The sequence below is a fragment of the Burkholderia lata genome, from assembly GCF_902499025.1.
Taxonomy (GTDB): domain Bacteria; phylum Pseudomonadota; class Gammaproteobacteria; order Burkholderiales; family Burkholderiaceae; genus Burkholderia; species Burkholderia lata_C.
Genome location: NZ_CABVPW010000001.1, coordinates 149633 through 165498, shown reverse-complemented (window position 1 = coordinate 165498; position 15866 = coordinate 149633). Strand labels below are relative to the sequence as shown.

General features: G+C 67.0%; 15 protein-coding genes. 7 read left to right on the top strand and 8 right to left on the bottom strand.

Going from position 1 to position 15866, the window contains the following annotated elements; translation table 11 throughout:
• Positions 1 to 126: 126 nt before the first annotated feature.
• The 6 genes from osmF (at position 127) to BDI24065_RS00670 (ending at position 5262) form a co-directional block, all read left to right on the top strand.
• Positions 127 to 1050: a glycine betaine ABC transporter substrate-binding protein OsmF gene (gene osmF / locus BDI24065_RS00695; RefSeq protein WP_175029552.1), complete on the top strand. Its 924-nt coding sequence runs from the start codon at positions 127 to 129 to the stop codon at positions 1048 to 1050.
• Positions 1047 to 2225 carry an ABC transporter permease gene (locus tag BDI24065_RS00690; RefSeq protein WP_175029551.1) on the top strand — a complete coding sequence of 393 codons (1179 nt, stop codon included), beginning with the start codon at positions 1047 to 1049 and terminating at the stop codon, positions 2223 to 2225. The genes osmF and BDI24065_RS00690 overlap by 4 nt, the downstream gene beginning before the upstream one ends.
• Entirely contained in the window at positions 2222 to 3160 is a 939-nt protein-coding gene (locus BDI24065_RS00685; protein WP_175029550.1) for an ABC transporter ATP-binding protein, read from the top strand. Before BDI24065_RS00690 ends, BDI24065_RS00685 begins: the two co-directional genes overlap by 4 nt.
• Positions 3157 to 3924, top strand: coding sequence for an ABC transporter permease (locus BDI24065_RS00680; RefSeq protein ID WP_175029549.1), 768 nt, complete (start codon positions 3157 to 3159; stop codon positions 3922 to 3924). Before BDI24065_RS00685 ends, BDI24065_RS00680 begins: the two co-directional genes overlap by 4 nt.
• Before the next feature lie 235 nt (positions 3925 to 4159).
• A complete protein-coding gene (locus tag BDI24065_RS00675; RefSeq protein ID WP_175029548.1) occupies positions 4160 to 4843 on the top strand; it encodes a lytic transglycosylase domain-containing protein in 684 nt (227 codons plus the stop codon).
• 20 nt (positions 4844 to 4863) lie between these two features.
• Positions 4864 to 5262, top strand: coding sequence for a lysozyme inhibitor LprI family protein (locus tag BDI24065_RS00670; RefSeq protein WP_175029547.1), 399 nt, complete (start codon positions 4864 to 4866; stop codon positions 5260 to 5262).
• Between the two features lie 30 nt (positions 5263 to 5292).
• Here the strand turns inward: BDI24065_RS00670 and BDI24065_RS00665 are convergent, their stop codons facing one another.
• Positions 5293 to 6168: a LysR family transcriptional regulator gene (locus BDI24065_RS00665; RefSeq protein ID WP_175029546.1), complete on the bottom strand. Its 876-nt coding sequence runs from the start codon at positions 6166 to 6168 to the stop codon at positions 5293 to 5295.
• A gap of 172 nt (positions 6169 to 6340) precedes the next feature.
• Between BDI24065_RS00665 and BDI24065_RS00660 the strand changes: the two genes are divergently transcribed.
• A complete protein-coding gene (locus BDI24065_RS00660) occupies positions 6341 to 7414 on the top strand; it encodes an alkene reductase (RefSeq protein ID WP_175029545.1) in 1074 nt (357 codons plus the stop codon).
• A gap of 137 nt (positions 7415 to 7551) precedes the next feature.
• Here the strand turns inward: BDI24065_RS00660 and BDI24065_RS00655 are convergent, their stop codons facing one another.
• The 7 genes from BDI24065_RS00655 to BDI24065_RS00625 form a co-directional block, all read right to left on the bottom strand.
• A complete protein-coding gene (locus BDI24065_RS00655; protein WP_175029544.1) occupies positions 7552 to 8295 on the bottom strand; it encodes a hypothetical protein in 744 nt (247 codons plus the stop codon).
• Positions 8296 to 8738: 443 nt separating this feature from the next.
• Positions 8739 to 9179, bottom strand: coding sequence for a dihydroneopterin aldolase (locus tag BDI24065_RS00650; protein WP_122947936.1), 441 nt, complete (start codon positions 9177 to 9179; stop codon positions 8739 to 8741).
• Positions 9176 to 9808 (bottom strand): sarcosine oxidase subunit gamma, encoded by a 633-nt coding sequence (locus tag BDI24065_RS00645; protein WP_175029543.1) that lies wholly within the window; start codon positions 9806 to 9808, stop codon positions 9176 to 9178. Before BDI24065_RS00645 ends, BDI24065_RS00650 begins: the two co-directional genes overlap by 4 nt.
• Complete coding sequence (locus tag BDI24065_RS00640; RefSeq protein WP_175029542.1) at positions 9798 to 12809, bottom strand: sarcosine oxidase subunit alpha family protein; 3012 nt, start codon at positions 12807 to 12809, stop codon at positions 9798 to 9800. Before BDI24065_RS00640 ends, BDI24065_RS00645 begins: the two co-directional genes overlap by 11 nt.
• Positions 12806 to 13105, bottom strand: coding sequence for a sarcosine oxidase subunit delta (locus BDI24065_RS00635; RefSeq protein ID WP_027790629.1), 300 nt, complete (start codon positions 13103 to 13105; stop codon positions 12806 to 12808). The genes BDI24065_RS00640 and BDI24065_RS00635 overlap by 4 nt, the downstream gene beginning before the upstream one ends.
• Positions 13106 to 13136: 31 nt before the next feature.
• The gene (locus BDI24065_RS00630; protein WP_006480591.1) at positions 13137 to 14381 is read right to left on the bottom strand and encodes a sarcosine oxidase subunit beta family protein; all 1245 of its coding nucleotides are present in this window, start codon (positions 14379 to 14381) and stop codon (positions 13137 to 13139) included.
• 16 nt (positions 14382 to 14397) lie between these two features.
• Positions 14398 to 15783, bottom strand: a complete 1386-nt coding sequence (locus BDI24065_RS00625; RefSeq protein ID WP_175029541.1) for an L-serine ammonia-lyase — start codon at positions 15781 to 15783, stop codon at positions 14398 to 14400.
• Between the last annotated feature and the right edge of the window lie 83 nt (positions 15784 to 15866).

Genomic DNA, 15866 nt, shown 5'->3' with positions numbered 1-15866 from the left:
CAAGCCTGCAACACGGATGCGGGTAATCCCCACACGGGCTGTGGGCACGCCGCCGCACGCGGTTTGCCAAAGCCGGCTCAGTCAAGTAACTTTCGGCGTACGCCCCCGTCCTGGAGAATGGCCCGTATGAAGCTCGCCCTGCCCGCCCGGATCCTGGGCCTCGCGCTCGCCGCCACCGTCGTCGCGCCCGGCGCGCATGCCGACACGCCCGTCGTGGTGTCGTCGAAGATCGATACAGAAGGCAACCTGCTCGGCAACCTCATCGCGCAGGTGCTGAAGGCACACGGCATCGCCGTCACCGAAAAGATCGCGCTCGGCACCACGCCGATCGTACGCAAGGCGCTCACGAGCGGCGAGATCGACATCTACCCCGAGTACACGGGCAACGCCGCATTCTTCTTCAACAAGGCCGACGATCCGCTGTGGAAGAACGCGAGCCAGGGCTACGACACCGCGAAGCAACTCGACTACGCGGCGAACCATCTCGTCTGGCTCACCCCGGCGCCCGCGAACAACACGTGGGGCGTCGCCGTGCTCGCACCCGTCGCGCAGTCGCAGCACCTGAAGACCTTCTCCGATTTCGGCAAGTGGGTCGCCGGCGGCGGCAAGGTGAAGCTCGCGGCGTCGGCGGAATTCGTGAACAGCGCGTCGGCGCTGCCGTCGTTCGAGAAGGCGTACGGCTTCAAGCTGAAGCCCGACCAGCTCGTCGTGCTGTCCGGCGGCGACACGGCCGCAACCATCAAGGCCGCCGCGAACCAGACCGACGGCGTGAATGCCGCGATGGTCTACGGCACCGACGGCGGAATCTCGTCGAGCGGCCTCGCAGTGCTCGACGACGACAAGCACGTGCAACCCGTCTACGCTCCCGCGCCGGTGATCCGCGAAGCCGTGCTGAAAGCGCATCCGCAGATCGCCGACTACCTGAAGCCCGTGTTCGCAAGCCTCGACCTGAAGACGCTGCAGACGCTGAACGCGCGCATCCAGATCAACGGCGAGCCGGCCGCCAGCGTCGCGAAAAGCTACCTGAAATCGAAGGGCTTCGTTAAATGACGGGTCGCGCGGCAGCGTCCGCGCGGCGCATCGCGGCAGACAAGGTCGGCATCCTGATCGGTGTCCTGACAATCGTCGCCGTGCTCGGCCTGCCGTTCGCGGTGCTGCGGCCGAACCGCATCGCGGCCGGCACCGACCTGTCGGTGTTCGCCGCGCTGCCGGCCCTGCAAGGCGCCGTGCTCGCCGCGCTGTGGATCGTCGGCGCACTATGGGCGATGACGGCGAGCCGCCCCACGTGGCGGCTCGCGGCCGGCTGTGCGTGGCTCGCGACGCTCGCGTACGCGGTCGGCGCGGTCGCGACGCACGTCGTTGCTCCCGATGACACGCTCGCCCGCGTGTCGCCCTCCTCCGGCGTCTGGTTGCTGCTGTTCGCATGGGCCGTGCTCGTCGCGGATGCGCTCGCACGGCTCTCGTTCGGCCCGTGGCGGCGTCTCGCCGCGCTCGTCGTCGCGATAACGGCGATTTCGGTGCCGCTCGCGAGCGGCTGGTGGGACGGCCTCTCCGTGATGCGCGAATACGCGGTGCGCAGCGACGATTTCTGGCGCGAAGCCATCCAGCACGTGTCGCTCGCGGGCGGCTCGGTGGCCGCCGCGCTCATCGCGGGCGTGCCGCTCGGCATCGCCTGCGCGCGCATCGCGGCGGTGCGTACCATCGCGATGCCCGTGCTCAATATCGTGCAGACGATCCCCAGCATCGCGATGTACGGGCTGATGATGGCGCCGCTCGGCCTGCTCGCCGCACACGTGCCGCTCGCGGCCGCGCTCGGCATCCGCGGCATCGGCGTGGCTCCGGCCGTGCTCGCGCTGTTCCTGTATTCGCTGCTGCCGATCGCGTCGAGTGTCGTGGTCGGGCTCGGGCAAGTGCCGCCGCACGTGACCGAGGCGGCGCGCGCGATGGGCATGACGCGCGCGCAGCGGCTGCTGCGCGTCGATCTCGTGCTCGCGCTGCCGGTGATCCTGAGCGGCGTGCGCATCGTGCTCGTGCAGAACATCGGGCTGACCGCGGTCGCCGCGCTGATCGGCGGCGGCGGCTTCGGCACCTTCATCTTCCAGGGGATCGGGCAATCGGCCGCCGATCTCGTGCTGCTCGGCGCGATCCCGACGATCGCGCTCGCGCTGGTGGCGGCCGTCATATTCGAAGCCGCGACCACGCTCGCGAAGGGGCGTGCAGGATGATCGAGATCGAACGTGCCGGCAAACGCTTCGGCGATATCGTTGCCGTCGACGACGTCTCGCTGACGATGAAGCGCGGCACGATCACCGCGCTCGTCGGCGCATCGGGCAGCGGCAAGTCGACGCTGCTGCGCATGATCAACCGGCTGATCGCGCCTACCAGCGGCACGATCCGCATCGACGGCGTCGATACGGCCACCGTTGCGCCCGAGCAGCTGCGGCGCGGCATCGGCTATGCGATCCAGGGGCACGGGCTGTTTCCGCACTGGAACGTCGCGCGCAACATCGCGACCGTGCCGCGCCTGCTCGGCTGGCCGGCCGACCGCATCGATGCGCGCGTGAACGAATTGCTCGACCTGTTTCATCTCCCGCCGGCCGAGTTCGCCGGCAAGCTGCCGCACGAACTGTCGGGCGGCCAGCAACAGCGCGTCGGCGTCGCGCGCGCGCTCGCGGCCGAGCCCGCGATGCTGCTGATGGACGAGCCGTTCGGCGCGCTCGATCCGATCATCCGCAACAAGGCGCAGGACGACCTGTTCGCACTGCAGCGCCGTCTCGGCATCACGGTCGTGATCGTCACGCACGATATCGAGGAAGCGCTGAAGCTCGGCGACACGATCGCGGTGATGGACAGCGGCCGGCTGTTGCAGGTCGCCTCGCCGGCCGAGATTCTCGGCAAGCCCGCGGCCGGGGTCGTCGAGCAGCTCGTCGCGGGCGTCGACCGGCCGCTGCGCCTGCTCGCGCTGACGCCGATCGATGCGGTGGCCGAACCCGGTCATGCCGACGGCGAACCGATCGCGGCGATGCGCACGCTGCGCGATGCGGTGTCCGAGCTGCTGTGGCGCGGTGTCGATGCGTTGCCGGTCGAAGTAGCAGACGGCCACAACGCGCGCCGCATCACGCTCGACGCGATCCGTGCACACGCAAGGAAGCCCGCATGACGGCGCACGGCAGCACGCGGCCCGGGCGATCGGCACTTCCCGCGTATGTCGCACGCGCGGCCGCGCTCGCACTGCTGCTCGTGCTGCTGTTGCGCCCCGCTTGGCTGCAAGGCTTGTTCGCGCCGTTCGCGGACAACGGCGCGCCCGTCATCTACGATCGCGCGAGCCTGCTCGACCTCACGCTCGCCCATCTCGGCACGGTCGCGTTGTCGAGCGTGATCGGCACGATCGTCGCGGTCGCGGCCGGCATCGCGGTCACGCGGCCGTGGGGCGCGGATTTCCTGCCGGTCGCGCGCAGCGTCGTCGACATCGGCCAGACCTTCCCGCCCGTCGCCGTGCTCGCACTCGCGGTGCCGGCCGTCGGCTTCGGATTGAAGCCCGTGCTGATCGCGCTCGTGCTGTACGGCCTCCTGCCCGTGTTCGAAAGCACGATCGCGGGGCTCGAGGACGTGCCGCGCGACGTCGTCGATGCCGCACGCGGAATGGGGATGAGCGGCTGGCAGCAACTCGTGTCGGTCGAGTTGCCGCTCGCGTTTCCGGTGATCGTCAACGGGGTCCGGCTCGCGGTCGTGATCAATCTCGGCACCGCGACGATCGGCTCGACGGTCGCCGCGCGCGGGCTCGGCGACGTAATCATCGCGGGGCTTCAAACGTCGAATACCGCGTTCGTGCTGCAGGGCGGCGTGATCGTCGGGCTGCTCGCGGTGCTCGTCAGCGATGCGATCGGCGCGATTGCACGGGTGGCGGCCACACGGCGCACGTAATGTGCGCAGTGTGCGTAGGGCCACATCCTGTCGCGCACCGGCGCATGTAAAAACGACCGAAACGCAGCGCCGGGCGACGTTCATCCGGACTCCGATGCGTGTCCGCGCAACGATCGGCTCCCCGATCGGCGCGGGTCGACACAAGCCTACATGCCGCTTTCATTCGAACCGGCGCTCGACCATCGGCAGCGATTGGCCGATATACTAGGCGCCTTCCCATTCCCCGCACCCCACCATGCGACGGTTTCTCTGGCTGATCGTGCTTTCGCTCGGCATCGCGCAACAGGCATCGGCGCAGCAAGCGCCCGCACTGCCTGCGTCCGCGCCCGAAGCGGCCGCATCGGCACCGTCCGTGGCATCCGCGCCGCTCGCCGACGCCAACGATCAGCCGAACGAAGCAAACCGCCGCATCACGTCCTACCTGACGAAGAAGTTCGGCGTCGCGAAGGAACGGGCCGCGAAGCTTGCCGATATCGTGAGCGTCACTGCGACGAAATATTCGCTGCCGCCCGCCCTCGTTTACGCCATTATTTCGATCGAATCGCGCTTCCAGGAAAAGGCGCGCGGCCAGCATGGCGCGACCGGGCTGATGCAGGTCGTGCCGGCCGCGCACCGCGGCCTGGTGCGCAACGTGAAGGACCTGACCGAACCGAACGCGAACGTCGAAGTCGGCTCCGCGATTCTGTCGGGCTACGTGAGGGCGGCCGGTGGCGACGTGCGGGCCGGACTGAGGAGCTACAGCGGCGGTTCGAACGCGTATGCGGCGAAGGTGATGCAGCGGGTCGATTCGTTCCGCTTCGTGCTCGAACCGGACGACGACGCGAAAGCCGCGAATCCCGCTAATCCCGCGAACGATGCGAAGGGCCGCATGGTGCCGGTCAGCGACAAGACGAACCCGACGTCGGCCCGCAACAACTAGTCCCCCTTCGTTCGACGCGCATGCGCCACGTCTGCCGCTTCCTTGCCGTCGCCGCGCTGGCGATCGGTCACACCACCGCGTTCGCCGCCGTCGATTGCGAGAAACACGGCCCGACGATGAACAACGTGTGGATCTGCATACTCGACCAGAACAACCAGGCCGTCGAGCGCGCATACCGGTCGCTCGAGCACAAGCTCAAGCAGCGCAACCCCGATGCCGCCGGCGCGCTCGCGAAGTCGCAGGCAAGCTGGACCCGCTTCGCCGACGACACCTGCGACTACGTGAAGGCCGCCAATCCGCAGCAGATGATCCCGGAAGACGCGCGGATGAACTGCTGGGTCGATTTCAGCCAGGCACGCGTGCGCATCCTGAAGAAATGGGAAGCGCAGCTGGACGCGCCGCAACCGGCGCAGCCGTGACCGACGGAAGGATGCCCGCGCAACCACCTGTCACGCCTGCGCGAAACGCTCCCGCAGAAACTCGATGAAATGCTGCGTCTTCGCGGGCAGCAGCCGCGTTTCCGTCATCGCATAGACGGGAATCGGCTCGCCCTCCCATTCGGGCATCACGCGGCGCAGCCGGCCGGCGGCCAGATCGTCCGCGACGATCGCCTCCGCCAGCACGATGATGCCCGCGTCGAGCGTGGCCAGGCGCCGCAGCATGCCGACGCTGTTCGCGCCGAAACGGCTGCTCACCGGCACCGCAACGGACCGCGTGCCGTCGCGCAGCGTCCAAGACCCGCTCCGCTGCAAGCCGAGGCACGCGTGCCGGGTGAGGTCTTCCGGTTCGTGCGGCTCGCCGGCGCGCTCGAGATAACCGGGCGACGCATACAGGTAGTTCCGTAACGTCGCGAACCGCCGCGCGATCAGTTGCGAATCCTCGGATGGGCCCATGCGGATCGCGACGTCGAACGGTTCGCTCACGAGGTCGACACGCCGCGACGTCAGTTCGAAATCGAAGCTCAGCTTCGGATGGCGGTTCGCGAATTCGACGAGCAGCGGCGCCAGAATGACCACCGCGAAATCGACCGGAAACGACGCGCGCAGCACGCCGGTCGGCTCAGCCAGCAGGCCGCCGAGCTGCTCGTGTGCGAGCCGCGCCTCGTCGACGATGCGCTTGCAGCGCTCGAAGTAAAGCTGGCCGGCCTCGGTCAGCTCGATGCGGCGCGTCGTGCGATGCAGCAGCCGCAGCCCGATCGCTTTCTCCAGCGCGCCGATGCGCCGCGACAGCGTCGAGTTCGGCATCCCCAGCGTCTCGGCCGCACTGCGAAAACCCTTCGCCTTCACGACTTCGACGAACAGCGCCATGTCGTTCAGCAGTTCCATGCTCACTGCTCCATCAATGGATCAATGTTATCCAGATTACCCGGTTTATCCCGAAAAGGAAGCAATGGATGATGGGTGCGTGGAGGCGAGGTCGGCACACCCGTGCGCGGCCGGCGCCCGAAGCGGCATCGACCCGGTGCCGCCGTCCCGAATCTCGAGGAGCTGACGCATCATGAGCCAACTGTTCACCCCGGTCCGCGTGGGCCGCTATACGCTGGAAAACCGCCTCGTCATGGCGCCGATGACCCGCAGCCGCGCCGCCTTCGACGGCACGCCCGGCGAATGGGCCGCCGAGTATTACGCGCAGCGGGCAAGCCTCGGCCTGCTGGTGTCCGAAGGCACGCAGCCGTCGGACGACGGGCAAGGCTACCTGACGACGCCCGGCATCTATACCGACGCGCACGTCGCCGGCTGGAAGGCGATCAGCGACCGCGTGCATGCACGCGGCGGCCGGCTGTTCATCCAGCTGATGCACGTCGGGCGCATGTCGCATCCCGACAATACGCCGCATCACCGTCAGGCCGTCGCCCCGTCGGCGATCGCGCCGAACGCGCCGATGTTCACGATGAAGGGGATGCTGGACATTCCCGCGCCGCGCGCGCTGACGCCCGACGAAGTGCGCGAGACCGTGAACGACTTCCGCCTTGCCGCGCGCCGCGCGATCGAGGCGGGCGCCGACGGCGTCGAGATCCACGCCGCGAACGGCTATCTGATCCAGCAGTTCTTCGCGCCGAACGCCAACACGCGTACCGACGCATACGGCGGCTCGATCGAGAACCGCGCACGCTTCGCGATCGAGGTGGCCACGGCGATTGCCGACGAGATCGGTGCGGACCGCACGGCCATCCGCGTATCGCCCGGCAACACGCTGGGCGGCCTCGACGAAGGCGAGCAAGGGCCGGACCTGTATCGCCATCTCGCGACGGAACTCGACCGGCTCGGCCTCGCCTACCTGCACGTGATGCATCAGGGCGACGAAGCGCTGCTGGCCGACCTGCGTGCGCGCTGGAACGGCACGCTGATCCTGAACCGCCCGGGCCGCATGCGCGACGCGATCGGCACGGACGTGACGTCGGGGCTGGCCGATCTCGAAGCGTACGGGCAGATGGTGCTGGCGAATCCGGATTTCGTGACGCGGCTGAAGACCGGCGCGCCGATGAACGACGCGCGGCGCGAAACGTTCTTCGGCGGCGATGCGCGCGGGTATGTCGACTATCCGGCGCTGGATGGGGCGGCTGCGGCTTGATGCGATCGCACGGGGCGATAGCTGCGACACGCCTGAACTGTTCCGCAGCTATCGCGGGTGAACCTCGCGATATCCGTCAAGGACCGAACGTCTCACTGCTCACCACCTGTCACGTTGAACGGCGCGGAAGCCGCCGATCAATCGGCATGCCGCATCGCGTCCGGAATACGGTACGTGCCATCGCGATAGTCGAGCGTAACGTTACGGCGTTGTGCGGGTGACGTGTGATCCGAGCATCTATCGACTTCGAGCCGGCTCTCGTGCTCGACGTACTTTTCGCTGACCCGCAAAACGGCATAGCCTTGCGTGTCTACCGGGCCGAGCGCGACTGTGCGTGATGTTCCTGACGAGCTTGTACAGGGACCATCACGGTCGCCCGTCCAATCGCTCACAATCAGCCGATCCAACACCGTACGCAAATGCTGCCCATCGATCAAATAGAGACTCAGCGTAGCGATGCCTGACATCTCCGCGGGCGGGCCGCCAGACGACTTCAGGCGCACGCCGAAGGCACGTTGAGTGGAGGTCAGCTGATAGCGCGCCGTGTCGAGCTCGATGCCGTCAAAATAGTGATCCTCTCGGTAGTGAATTGCCGATCGCTGAAACCGATGCGCGACAATCGCGCCTGTAGTCGTATCGGCAACCAGTACCTCGATGTCGACGATGTTCGGCCCGTCGCTGTTGCGTTTCTGCCCCAGAGGTAGCACCCCGATCGTCAGCGCCTCATTCGCGGGCCAGACCTTGCAAACCGCATGAGCAGCATCCAGCGTTTGGCCGGGATGGAGTTGTGCGAACCAGTTCTGGAGGTTCTCACTGCACCCTGCATGTGCGATGAGGGGCACCAAAGCGGCAACAACGCAAGTCACGGCACGTTTTATCATCGCGTTCCCGATGGTCTTCGTGATTTTTTTCCAATAGCGAATAGTACGTGGGAAACATCGAAAGGCGGACAGAGGAAGTGCGGCGGGAATTGGAACAGGCGCTGCCAGGTTTGCGAAAAAACAATCCTGAAAAGACTGCCGCTGGCGGTTGCCGCGATGATTAACGCACGCAAATCGCGGCCGAACCGGCAATGGCATTGCCGCTGGCATGGCTCGTAGCAGGGGGCACCGCGGACATTGACTGGGAAGCCGGCGCAAGCTACTGGAGCGGGTCCGCGGTGGGTTGCCCAGGAGCGCTCGCGTTACAAGTGACGGGGAATGAACGTCTCATTGTTCCGATATTTCAGGAATAAAGACGGGCGGCAACCACCAACGGGCCATTGTTCCGATATTCCAGGAACTATGAGCAATCGCGTGGGCGAAGGATCGCCGCCTCTCCCGCATCAAAACTGCCCCGCCGCTCCCGTCCACCGCAAATAGTCCCCGCGCGTCCAGTCGAGCGACACGCCCACTCGCCGCGTGCCGGGCCGGATCTTCGGCTTGTACACCGACAGCGTCAGCGACTCCAGCGCCGGCCATTCGCGAAACGACAGCACCGCGATGTCGGCGACGAGCGTCTCCAGCAGCCGCGTATGCGGCTTGTGCGACAGGAACGCGGCAACGCGCGCGCAATAGCCGTCGTAATCGATCCACTCGCCCTGCTCGCTCGGCTCGCACCGGTAGCCGAGCCTTGCATCGATCACGATCGGCTGCGGCGCTTCATGCTCGTGCGCATGAATGCCGATCCGCGCAGGCACCTTCAGTTCGTCGACGAACACGCTCCAGCCGCGCCCGCGCAGGCGCGGCGCGTCGATCGCCACGAACGGTTCGTCGAACGGCTTCATGATGCGAGCGGCGCGGCCGCGTCGAGCATGATGCGCACGAAGTAGTCGGCGAAGCTGCGACGCAGGACGATCTCGAACGCATCGTCGCCCGTCGGGATCAGCACGATCGACGACTTGAAGTAGTGCGACTGCGCGCACTGGCCCGCCTTGAACGCACGCGGATGGAGATCGAGCGGGCAGCCGCGCGCGAGCACGTCGCGCACACGCTCGCCGCTGATCTCGACGACCGTATAGCCGCTGCCGACGTCGACAGCCGCCGCATACGTGCCCTGCACGGCTTCCGCGAGCTTCGCTTCGAGCACGCCAGCCTGCACGGGCCCGTTCGAGCGCACGAGCCACTCGTCGGGACCGAGCCACAGCACGTCGTACTCGGCGCCGCGCACGATCGTGTTCGGCTCCGCGGGCGGCCGGCAGCCGACCACGCGCTCGAACGCACTGACGAACGCCGGATCGCTCAACTCGCCGCGCACGTTGACGAGATCGAGGAACGGCCGCTCGCGCAACGTGAACTTCTTCGAGGCGCGCGCCTGGTGCGGCTTCAGCACGTCGGCCGCGCCGACGAACGGCGATTCAAGCGTCACGCCGCCCGCGCCCGCCACCTGCGACTGGTTTCTGGTTTCATTCCACATGCTGGCGCACCCCTTCGGTATCGTAGAAAACCGGGCTCGAGATCTTCGCGGTGATGCGCTTGCCGTTGGCCAGCGGAATCACGACGCTCTCGCCCATCTTGTTCAGGCCGCCCTTCACCACCGCGAGCGCGATCGAGCGCTTCAGGATCGGGCTGTAGTAGCTCGACGTCACGTGTCCGATCATCGGCGTCGGATCGACCGCCGACACCTGCGTGTCCTTCGCGACGATCTGCGCGCCTTCCGGCAGCACGTACTGTTCGTCCTCGGTCAGCAGGCCGACGAACTGCTTGCGGCCTTCCTTCGTGGTGTCCGAGCGCGCGAGCGAACGCTTGCCGAGGAAGTCCTTCGACTTCGCAACGAGCCCGCCCATTCCGAGGTCGTACGGCGTGATCGAGCCGTCGGTATCCTGGCCGACGATGATGTAGCCCTTCTCCGCGCGCAGCACGTGCATCGTCTCGGTGCCGTACGGCGTGATGTCGAACTCGGCACCGGCCGCCATCAGCGCTTCCCACACCGCGCGGCCCGCATTCGCCGGCACGTTCACTTCATAGGCGAGCTCGCCTGAGAAGCTGATCCGCATCACGCGCGCCTTCGCGCCTGCGACGGTGCCGTTCCGGTAGCTCATGAACGGGAACGCTTCGTTGCCGAAGTCGATGTCCTGGCACACCTTCTGCACGACCTTGCGGCTCTTCGGGCCGACCACCGCGAACGTCGCCCAGTGATCGGTGACCGACGACAGCCGCACCTTCATGTCGGGCCATTCGGTCTGCAGCCAGCGTTCGAGCCACGTGAGCACGCGCGCCGCGCCGCCCGTCGTAGTCGTCATCATGAAATGCTGGTCGGCGAGGCGCACCGTCACGCCGTCGTCGAACACCATCCCGTTCTCGTCGAGCATCAGCCCGTAGCGGCACTTGCCCACTTCGAGCTTGTTCCACGGGTTCGTGTACATCCAGTTCAGCAGCTTCACGGCATCCGGGCCCTGGATGTCGATCTTGCCGAGCGTCGACGCGTCGAGGATGCCGACGCTGTTGCGCACCGCCAGGCATTCGCGCTTCACGGCCGCATGGAGATCCTCGCCGTTCTTCGGGAAGTACCAGGGCCGCTTCCAGTTGCCGACGTCCTCGAACAGCGCGCCGTGCTCGACGTGCCATTCGTGCACGCAGGTCTTGCGGATCGGGTCGAGGAAATCGCCGAGCTCGCGGCCCGCGAACGTGCCGAACGACACGGGCGTGTAGTTCGGGCGGAACGTCGTCGTGCCCGTTTCCGGAATCGTCTTGCCGAGCGCCCCCGCGAGGATCGCCATCCCGTTGATGTTGCCGAGCTTGCCCTGGTCGGTGCCGAAGCCCATCGCCGTGTAGCGCTTCACGTGCTCGACCGACTCGAAGCCTTCGCGTGCGGCGAGCAGGATGTCCGCCGCCGACACGTCGTTCTGGAAGTCGACGAACTGCTTCGGCCCGCGCGCCGCGGCCTCGCGGCTGCCGACGAGCCACAGCGGCTGCAGCGCGCCTTCGACGGCTTCGGCGACTTGCGGTGCGGCCGGACGCTGCGCAGCCGTGAAGCCTGCCGCTTTCGCCGCTTCCATCCCCGCATCGACCGCGAGCCGCAGTGCGCGCGCCAGGCCGAATTCGCCGGCCGCCGCACCGATGCTCGCTTCCGCCTGCACGGGCTTGCCCGGCAGGAAGCAGGCCTTCTCGTCGTTCCAGCACGCCTTGCCGCCCGACTGCGCGAACAGGTGCAGCACGGGGCTGAAGCCGCCCGACATCGCGACGAGGTCGCACGGCAGCGTCTGCAGCTTGCCGCCCACCTGGCCGTTCGAGAGGGACGCGACGTCGACCGACGATACGCGCCACTTGCCCGATGCGCCCGTCACGACCGCGCCGCTCATCACCGTCACGCCCTGCCGCTTCGCGGCGGCCGGCAGCGCGCCGTTCGACGATGCGCGCGAATCGACGACCGTCACCTTCGCGCCGCACGCCTTCAGGTCGAGCGCGGTCTGGTAGGCGCGATCGTTGTTCGTGAACACGACCGCGTTGCGGCCCGGCAGCACGCCGAAGCGATGCACGTAGGTGGACACCGCGCCGGCGAGCATCACGCCCGGCAGGTCGTTGTTGCCGAACACGATCGGCCGCTCGTGCGCGCCGGTCGCGAGGATCACGCGCTTCGCGCGGACCTTCCACAGCAGCTCGCGCGTGCCCTTGCGCATCGACACCGGCAGGTGATCGGTCAAACGCTGCGTGACCGTCACGAGGTTGTGGTCCTGGTAGCCGAACGCGGTGCTGCGCGACAGGATCGTCACGTCGGGCAGCTTGCGCAGCTCGGCCTCGATCTTCTCGACCCACTGCAGCGCGGGCTTCGCGTCGATCTCGGCACGGCACGACAGCAGGCTGCCGCCGAGCTCGCGCTGGTCGTCGACGAGGATCACGCGCGCGCCGGCCGTGGCCGCCGCATGCGCGGCCGCGAGGCCCGACGGGCCACCGCCGACCACGAGCACGTCGCAATGCGCGTAGCACTTGTCGTAACGGTCGGCGTCGAGCGCTTCCGGCGCCTTGCCGAGGCCGGCTGCTTCACGGATCTTCTCTTCGTACTTCGGCCACATGTTGCGCGGCCACATGAAGGTCTTGTAATAGAAGCCGGCCGGCAGGAAGCGCGACAGCTTCTGGTTGATCGCGTACTTGTCGTTCTCGAGCGTCGGCTCCGCGTTCACGCTGGACGCGACGAGCCCCTGGTACAGCTCGATCTCGGTCGCGCGCGCGTTCGGCACCGTGTACGGGCCCGATTCGAGCTGCACGACGGCATTCGGTTCCGCGACGTCGGCCGTCACGATCCCGCGCGGACGGTGGTACTTGAAGCTGCGCGCGACGAAGTGCACGCCGTTCGCGAGCAGCGCGGACGCGAGCGTGTCGCCCTGGAAGCCCTGATACGTGCGCCCGTTGAACGTGAAGGTCAGCGGAATCGCGCGATTGATGCGGCCACCGGTGCCGAGGCGGTCTTTCTGGCTCATTTGCTCGTGCCCTCTTCGTGTGCGTTGCCGGCAGCGTCGCCACCGAACTTTTCGTAGCCCTTGATATCGTAGGTCACCGTATCGCGCGTGGCCTTGAACCAGCGGCGGCAGCCCTGCGCATGCAGCCACTGCTCCTTGTGCAGCCCGCGCTTGTTCTCGCGCATGAACACGTATTCGCCCCATTCGCGGTCGGTCATGTTCTCGTTGTTGACGGGGCGCACGATGTCGGCCTCACCGCCGCACGAGAACTCGGATTCGGCGCGCGGCCCGCACCACGGACATTCGATCAGCAACATGTTTCTTTCTCCTGTGTCTGTGCGGTAGCGGTCAGTGCGCGACGGCGGCAGCGCCGTGCTCGTCGATCAGGTGGCCCGTGTAGAAACGGTCGAGCGCGAACGGCGCGTTCAGCGGATGCGGTTCGTCGCGGGCGATCGTGTGCGCGAACACCCAGCCCGAGCCGGGCGTCGCCTTGAAGCCGCCGGTGCCCCAGCCGCAGTTGAAATAGAGGCCCTTCACGTCGGTCTTGGTGATGATCGGGCACGCGTCCGGCGACACGTCGACGATGCCGCCCCACTGGCGGTTCATCCGCACGCGCGAGAACACCGGGAACATCTCGACGATCGCCTGCAGCGTGCTTTCGATGATGTGGAAGCTGCCGCGCTGGCCGAAGCCCGTGTACTGGTCGATACCGGCGCCGATCACGAGGTCGCCCTTGTCGGACTGGCTGATGTACGCGTGCACCGCGTTCGACATGATCACCGAGTTGACGACCGGCTTGATCGGCTCGGACACCAGCGCCTGCAGCGGGTGGCTTTCGATCGGCAGGCGCACGCCGGCCATGTCGGCGAGCGTCGTCGTGTTGCCGGCCGCAACCACCGCGACCTTCTTCGCCTTGATGAAGCCCTTCACCGTATCGACGCCGACCACCGCGCCGCCTTCGCGGCGAATGCCCGTCACCTGGCAGTTCTGGATGATGTCGACGCCCGCGCGATCGGCGCCGCGCGCGAAGCCCCAGGCCACCGCATCGTGACGCGCGACGCCCGCGCGGCGCTGGATCGATGCGCCGAGCACCGGGTAGCGGCTGTTCAGGTTGATGGTCGGCTCGATTTCCTTGATCTGCGCGGGCGTCAGGAATTCGGCGTCGACGCCGTTCAGCCGGTTCGCGTTCACGCGGCGCTCGGTGTCACGCACGTCCTGCAGCGTGTGGGCCAGGTTCATCACGCCGCGCTGGCTGAACATCACGTTGTAGTTCAGGTCCTGCGACAGCCCTTCCCACAGCTTCATCGCCTTCTCGTACAGCGCGGCCGATTCGTCCCACAGATAGTTCGAGCGCACGATCGTCGTGTTGCGCGCGGTGTTGCCGCCGCCGATCCAGCCCTTCTCGAGAATCGCGACGTTCGTGATGCCATGCTCTTTCGCGAGGTAGTACGCGGTCGCGAGGCCGTGGCCGCCGCCGCCGACGATCACGACGTCGTATTCCTTCTTCGGTTCCGGGCTCTTCCACTGCTTTTCCCAGTTCTCGTGATACGAGAGGCCGTTGCGGAACAGGCTGAATATCGAGTAGCGGCTCATGTGAGTGATCCTTCGTTTAGCATTCGATGACGTTCACGGCCAGACCGCCGCGCGACGTTTCCTTGTATTTCGTCTTCATGTCGGCGCCCGTCTCGCGCATCGTCTTGATGACCGAATCGAGCGACACGTAGTGCTGGCCATTGCCCTTCAGCGCCATGCGCGACGCGTTCAGCGCCTTGATCGCACCCATCGCGTTGCGCTCGATGCACGGGATCTGCACGAGCCCGCCGACCGGGTCGCAGGTCATCCCGAGGTTGTGCTCCATGCCGATCTCGGCCGCGTTCTCGACCTGGTCCGGCGTGCCGCCCATCACGGCGGCAAGTGCGGCAGCAGCCATCGAGCACGCGACGCCCACTTCGCCCTGGCAGCCCACTTCAGCACCGGAGATCGACGCGGTTTCCTTGTAGATGATCCCGATCGCCGCGGCCGTCATCAGGAATTCGACGATGCCGGCTTCGTTCGAGCCCGGCACGAACTTCACGTAGTAGTGCAGCACCGCGGGGATCACGCCGGCCGCGCCGTTGGTCGGCGCGGTGACGACGCGGCCGCCGGCGGCGTTCTCCTCGTTGACGGCCATTGCATACAGGTTGACCCAGTCGAGCATCGACAGCGGGTCGCGCAGCGACTCTTCCGAGCGCTCGCGCAGGCGGTTGTTCAGCTCGGCCGCGCGGCGCTTCACGCGCATCGGGCCCGGCAGGTCGCCTTCGACCTTGCAACCGCGCTCGACGCAGGCGGCCATCGTGCGCCAGATCGCGAGCAGCCCGGCGCGCACTTCGTCGGCGGGACGCAGCGCGCATTCGTTGCGCATCATCAGCTCGGCGATCGACAGCCCGTGCTCGCGGCACTGGCGCATCAGGTCGTCGCCGGTGCGGAACGGATACGGCACCTCGACCGCCGCGCGCACGCCGTTCACGCGATCGCCGTCGCGGTTCACGACGAAGCCGCCGCCGACCGAGTAATACTCTTTCTCGACGAGCAGCTGGCCGTGCTCGTCGAAGGCCTGGAAGCGCATGCCGTTCGGGTGCACGATGCTCGTGCCGCTCATCAGCTTGCGATAGAAGCCGATGTGCTCCTTTTCCTCGAAGCGGACGGTCTGCTTGCCGAGCAGCGACAGCGATTTCTCCGCGCGGATCGCGGCGAGGCGCGGCTCGATCAGGTCCGGATCGATCGTGTCGGGCAGATGGCCCTCGAGACCGAGCAGCACGGCCTTGTCGGTGCCGTGACCCTTGCCGGTCGCGCCGAGCGAGCCGTATAGTTCGACCCGCACGCGGCGCGCGAAACCGAGCAGGTTCGCGTCCTCCACGTGCGACGCGAAGCGGCACGCGGCGATCATCGGGCCGACCGTATGCGAACTGGACGGGCCGATGCCGATCTTGAACAGGTCGAAGACGCTGACGTTCATCTGGCTTCCTCTGGGTGGGACACACGTGAAATGACGTTGGCGCCAGTACATCAAAGCGTAAAATCGGCCGATAGAACAAAAAC

What these genes read in the sequence shown, in the direction of transcription:
- osmF (WP_175029552.1), top strand. Translation starts at nt 127, where the DNA reads ATGAAGCTCGCCCTGCCCGCCCGGATCCTGGGCCTCGCGCTCGCCGCC.
- BDI24065_RS00690 (WP_175029551.1), top strand. Translation starts at nt 1,047, where the DNA reads ATGACGGGTCGCGCGGCAGCGTCCGCGCGGCGCATCGCGGCAGACAAG.
- BDI24065_RS00685 (WP_175029550.1), top strand. Translation starts at nt 2,222, where the DNA reads ATGATCGAGATCGAACGTGCCGGCAAACGCTTCGGCGATATCGTTGCC.
- BDI24065_RS00680 (WP_175029549.1), top strand. Translation starts at nt 3,157, where the DNA reads ATGACGGCGCACGGCAGCACGCGGCCCGGGCGATCGGCACTTCCCGCG.
- BDI24065_RS00675 (WP_175029548.1), top strand. Translation starts at nt 4,160, where the DNA reads ATGCGACGGTTTCTCTGGCTGATCGTGCTTTCGCTCGGCATCGCGCAA.
- BDI24065_RS00670 (WP_175029547.1), top strand. Translation starts at nt 4,864, where the DNA reads ATGCGCCACGTCTGCCGCTTCCTTGCCGTCGCCGCGCTGGCGATCGGT.
- BDI24065_RS00665 (WP_175029546.1), bottom strand. Translation starts at nt 6,168, where the DNA reads ATGGAACTGCTGAACGACATGGCGCTGTTCGTCGAAGTCGTGAAGGCG.
- BDI24065_RS00660 (WP_175029545.1), top strand. Translation starts at nt 6,341, where the DNA reads ATGAGCCAACTGTTCACCCCGGTCCGCGTGGGCCGCTATACGCTGGAA.
- BDI24065_RS00655 (WP_175029544.1), bottom strand. Translation starts at nt 8,295, where the DNA reads ATGATAAAACGTGCCGTGACTTGCGTTGTTGCCGCTTTGGTGCCCCTC.
- BDI24065_RS00650 (WP_122947936.1), bottom strand. Translation starts at nt 9,179, where the DNA reads ATGAAGCCGTTCGACGAACCGTTCGTGGCGATCGACGCGCCGCGCCTG.
- BDI24065_RS00645 (WP_175029543.1), bottom strand. Translation starts at nt 9,808, where the DNA reads ATGTGGAATGAAACCAGAAACCAGTCGCAGGTGGCGGGCGCGGGCGGC.
- BDI24065_RS00640 (WP_175029542.1), bottom strand. Translation starts at nt 12,809, where the DNA reads ATGAGCCAGAAAGACCGCCTCGGCACCGGTGGCCGCATCAATCGCGCG.
- BDI24065_RS00635 (WP_027790629.1), bottom strand. Translation starts at nt 13,105, where the DNA reads ATGTTGCTGATCGAATGTCCGTGGTGCGGGCCGCGCGCCGAATCCGAG.
- BDI24065_RS00630 (WP_006480591.1), bottom strand. Translation starts at nt 14,381, where the DNA reads ATGAGCCGCTACTCGATATTCAGCCTGTTCCGCAACGGCCTCTCGTAT.
- BDI24065_RS00625 (WP_175029541.1), bottom strand. Translation starts at nt 15,783, where the DNA reads ATGAACGTCAGCGTCTTCGACCTGTTCAAGATCGGCATCGGCCCGTCC.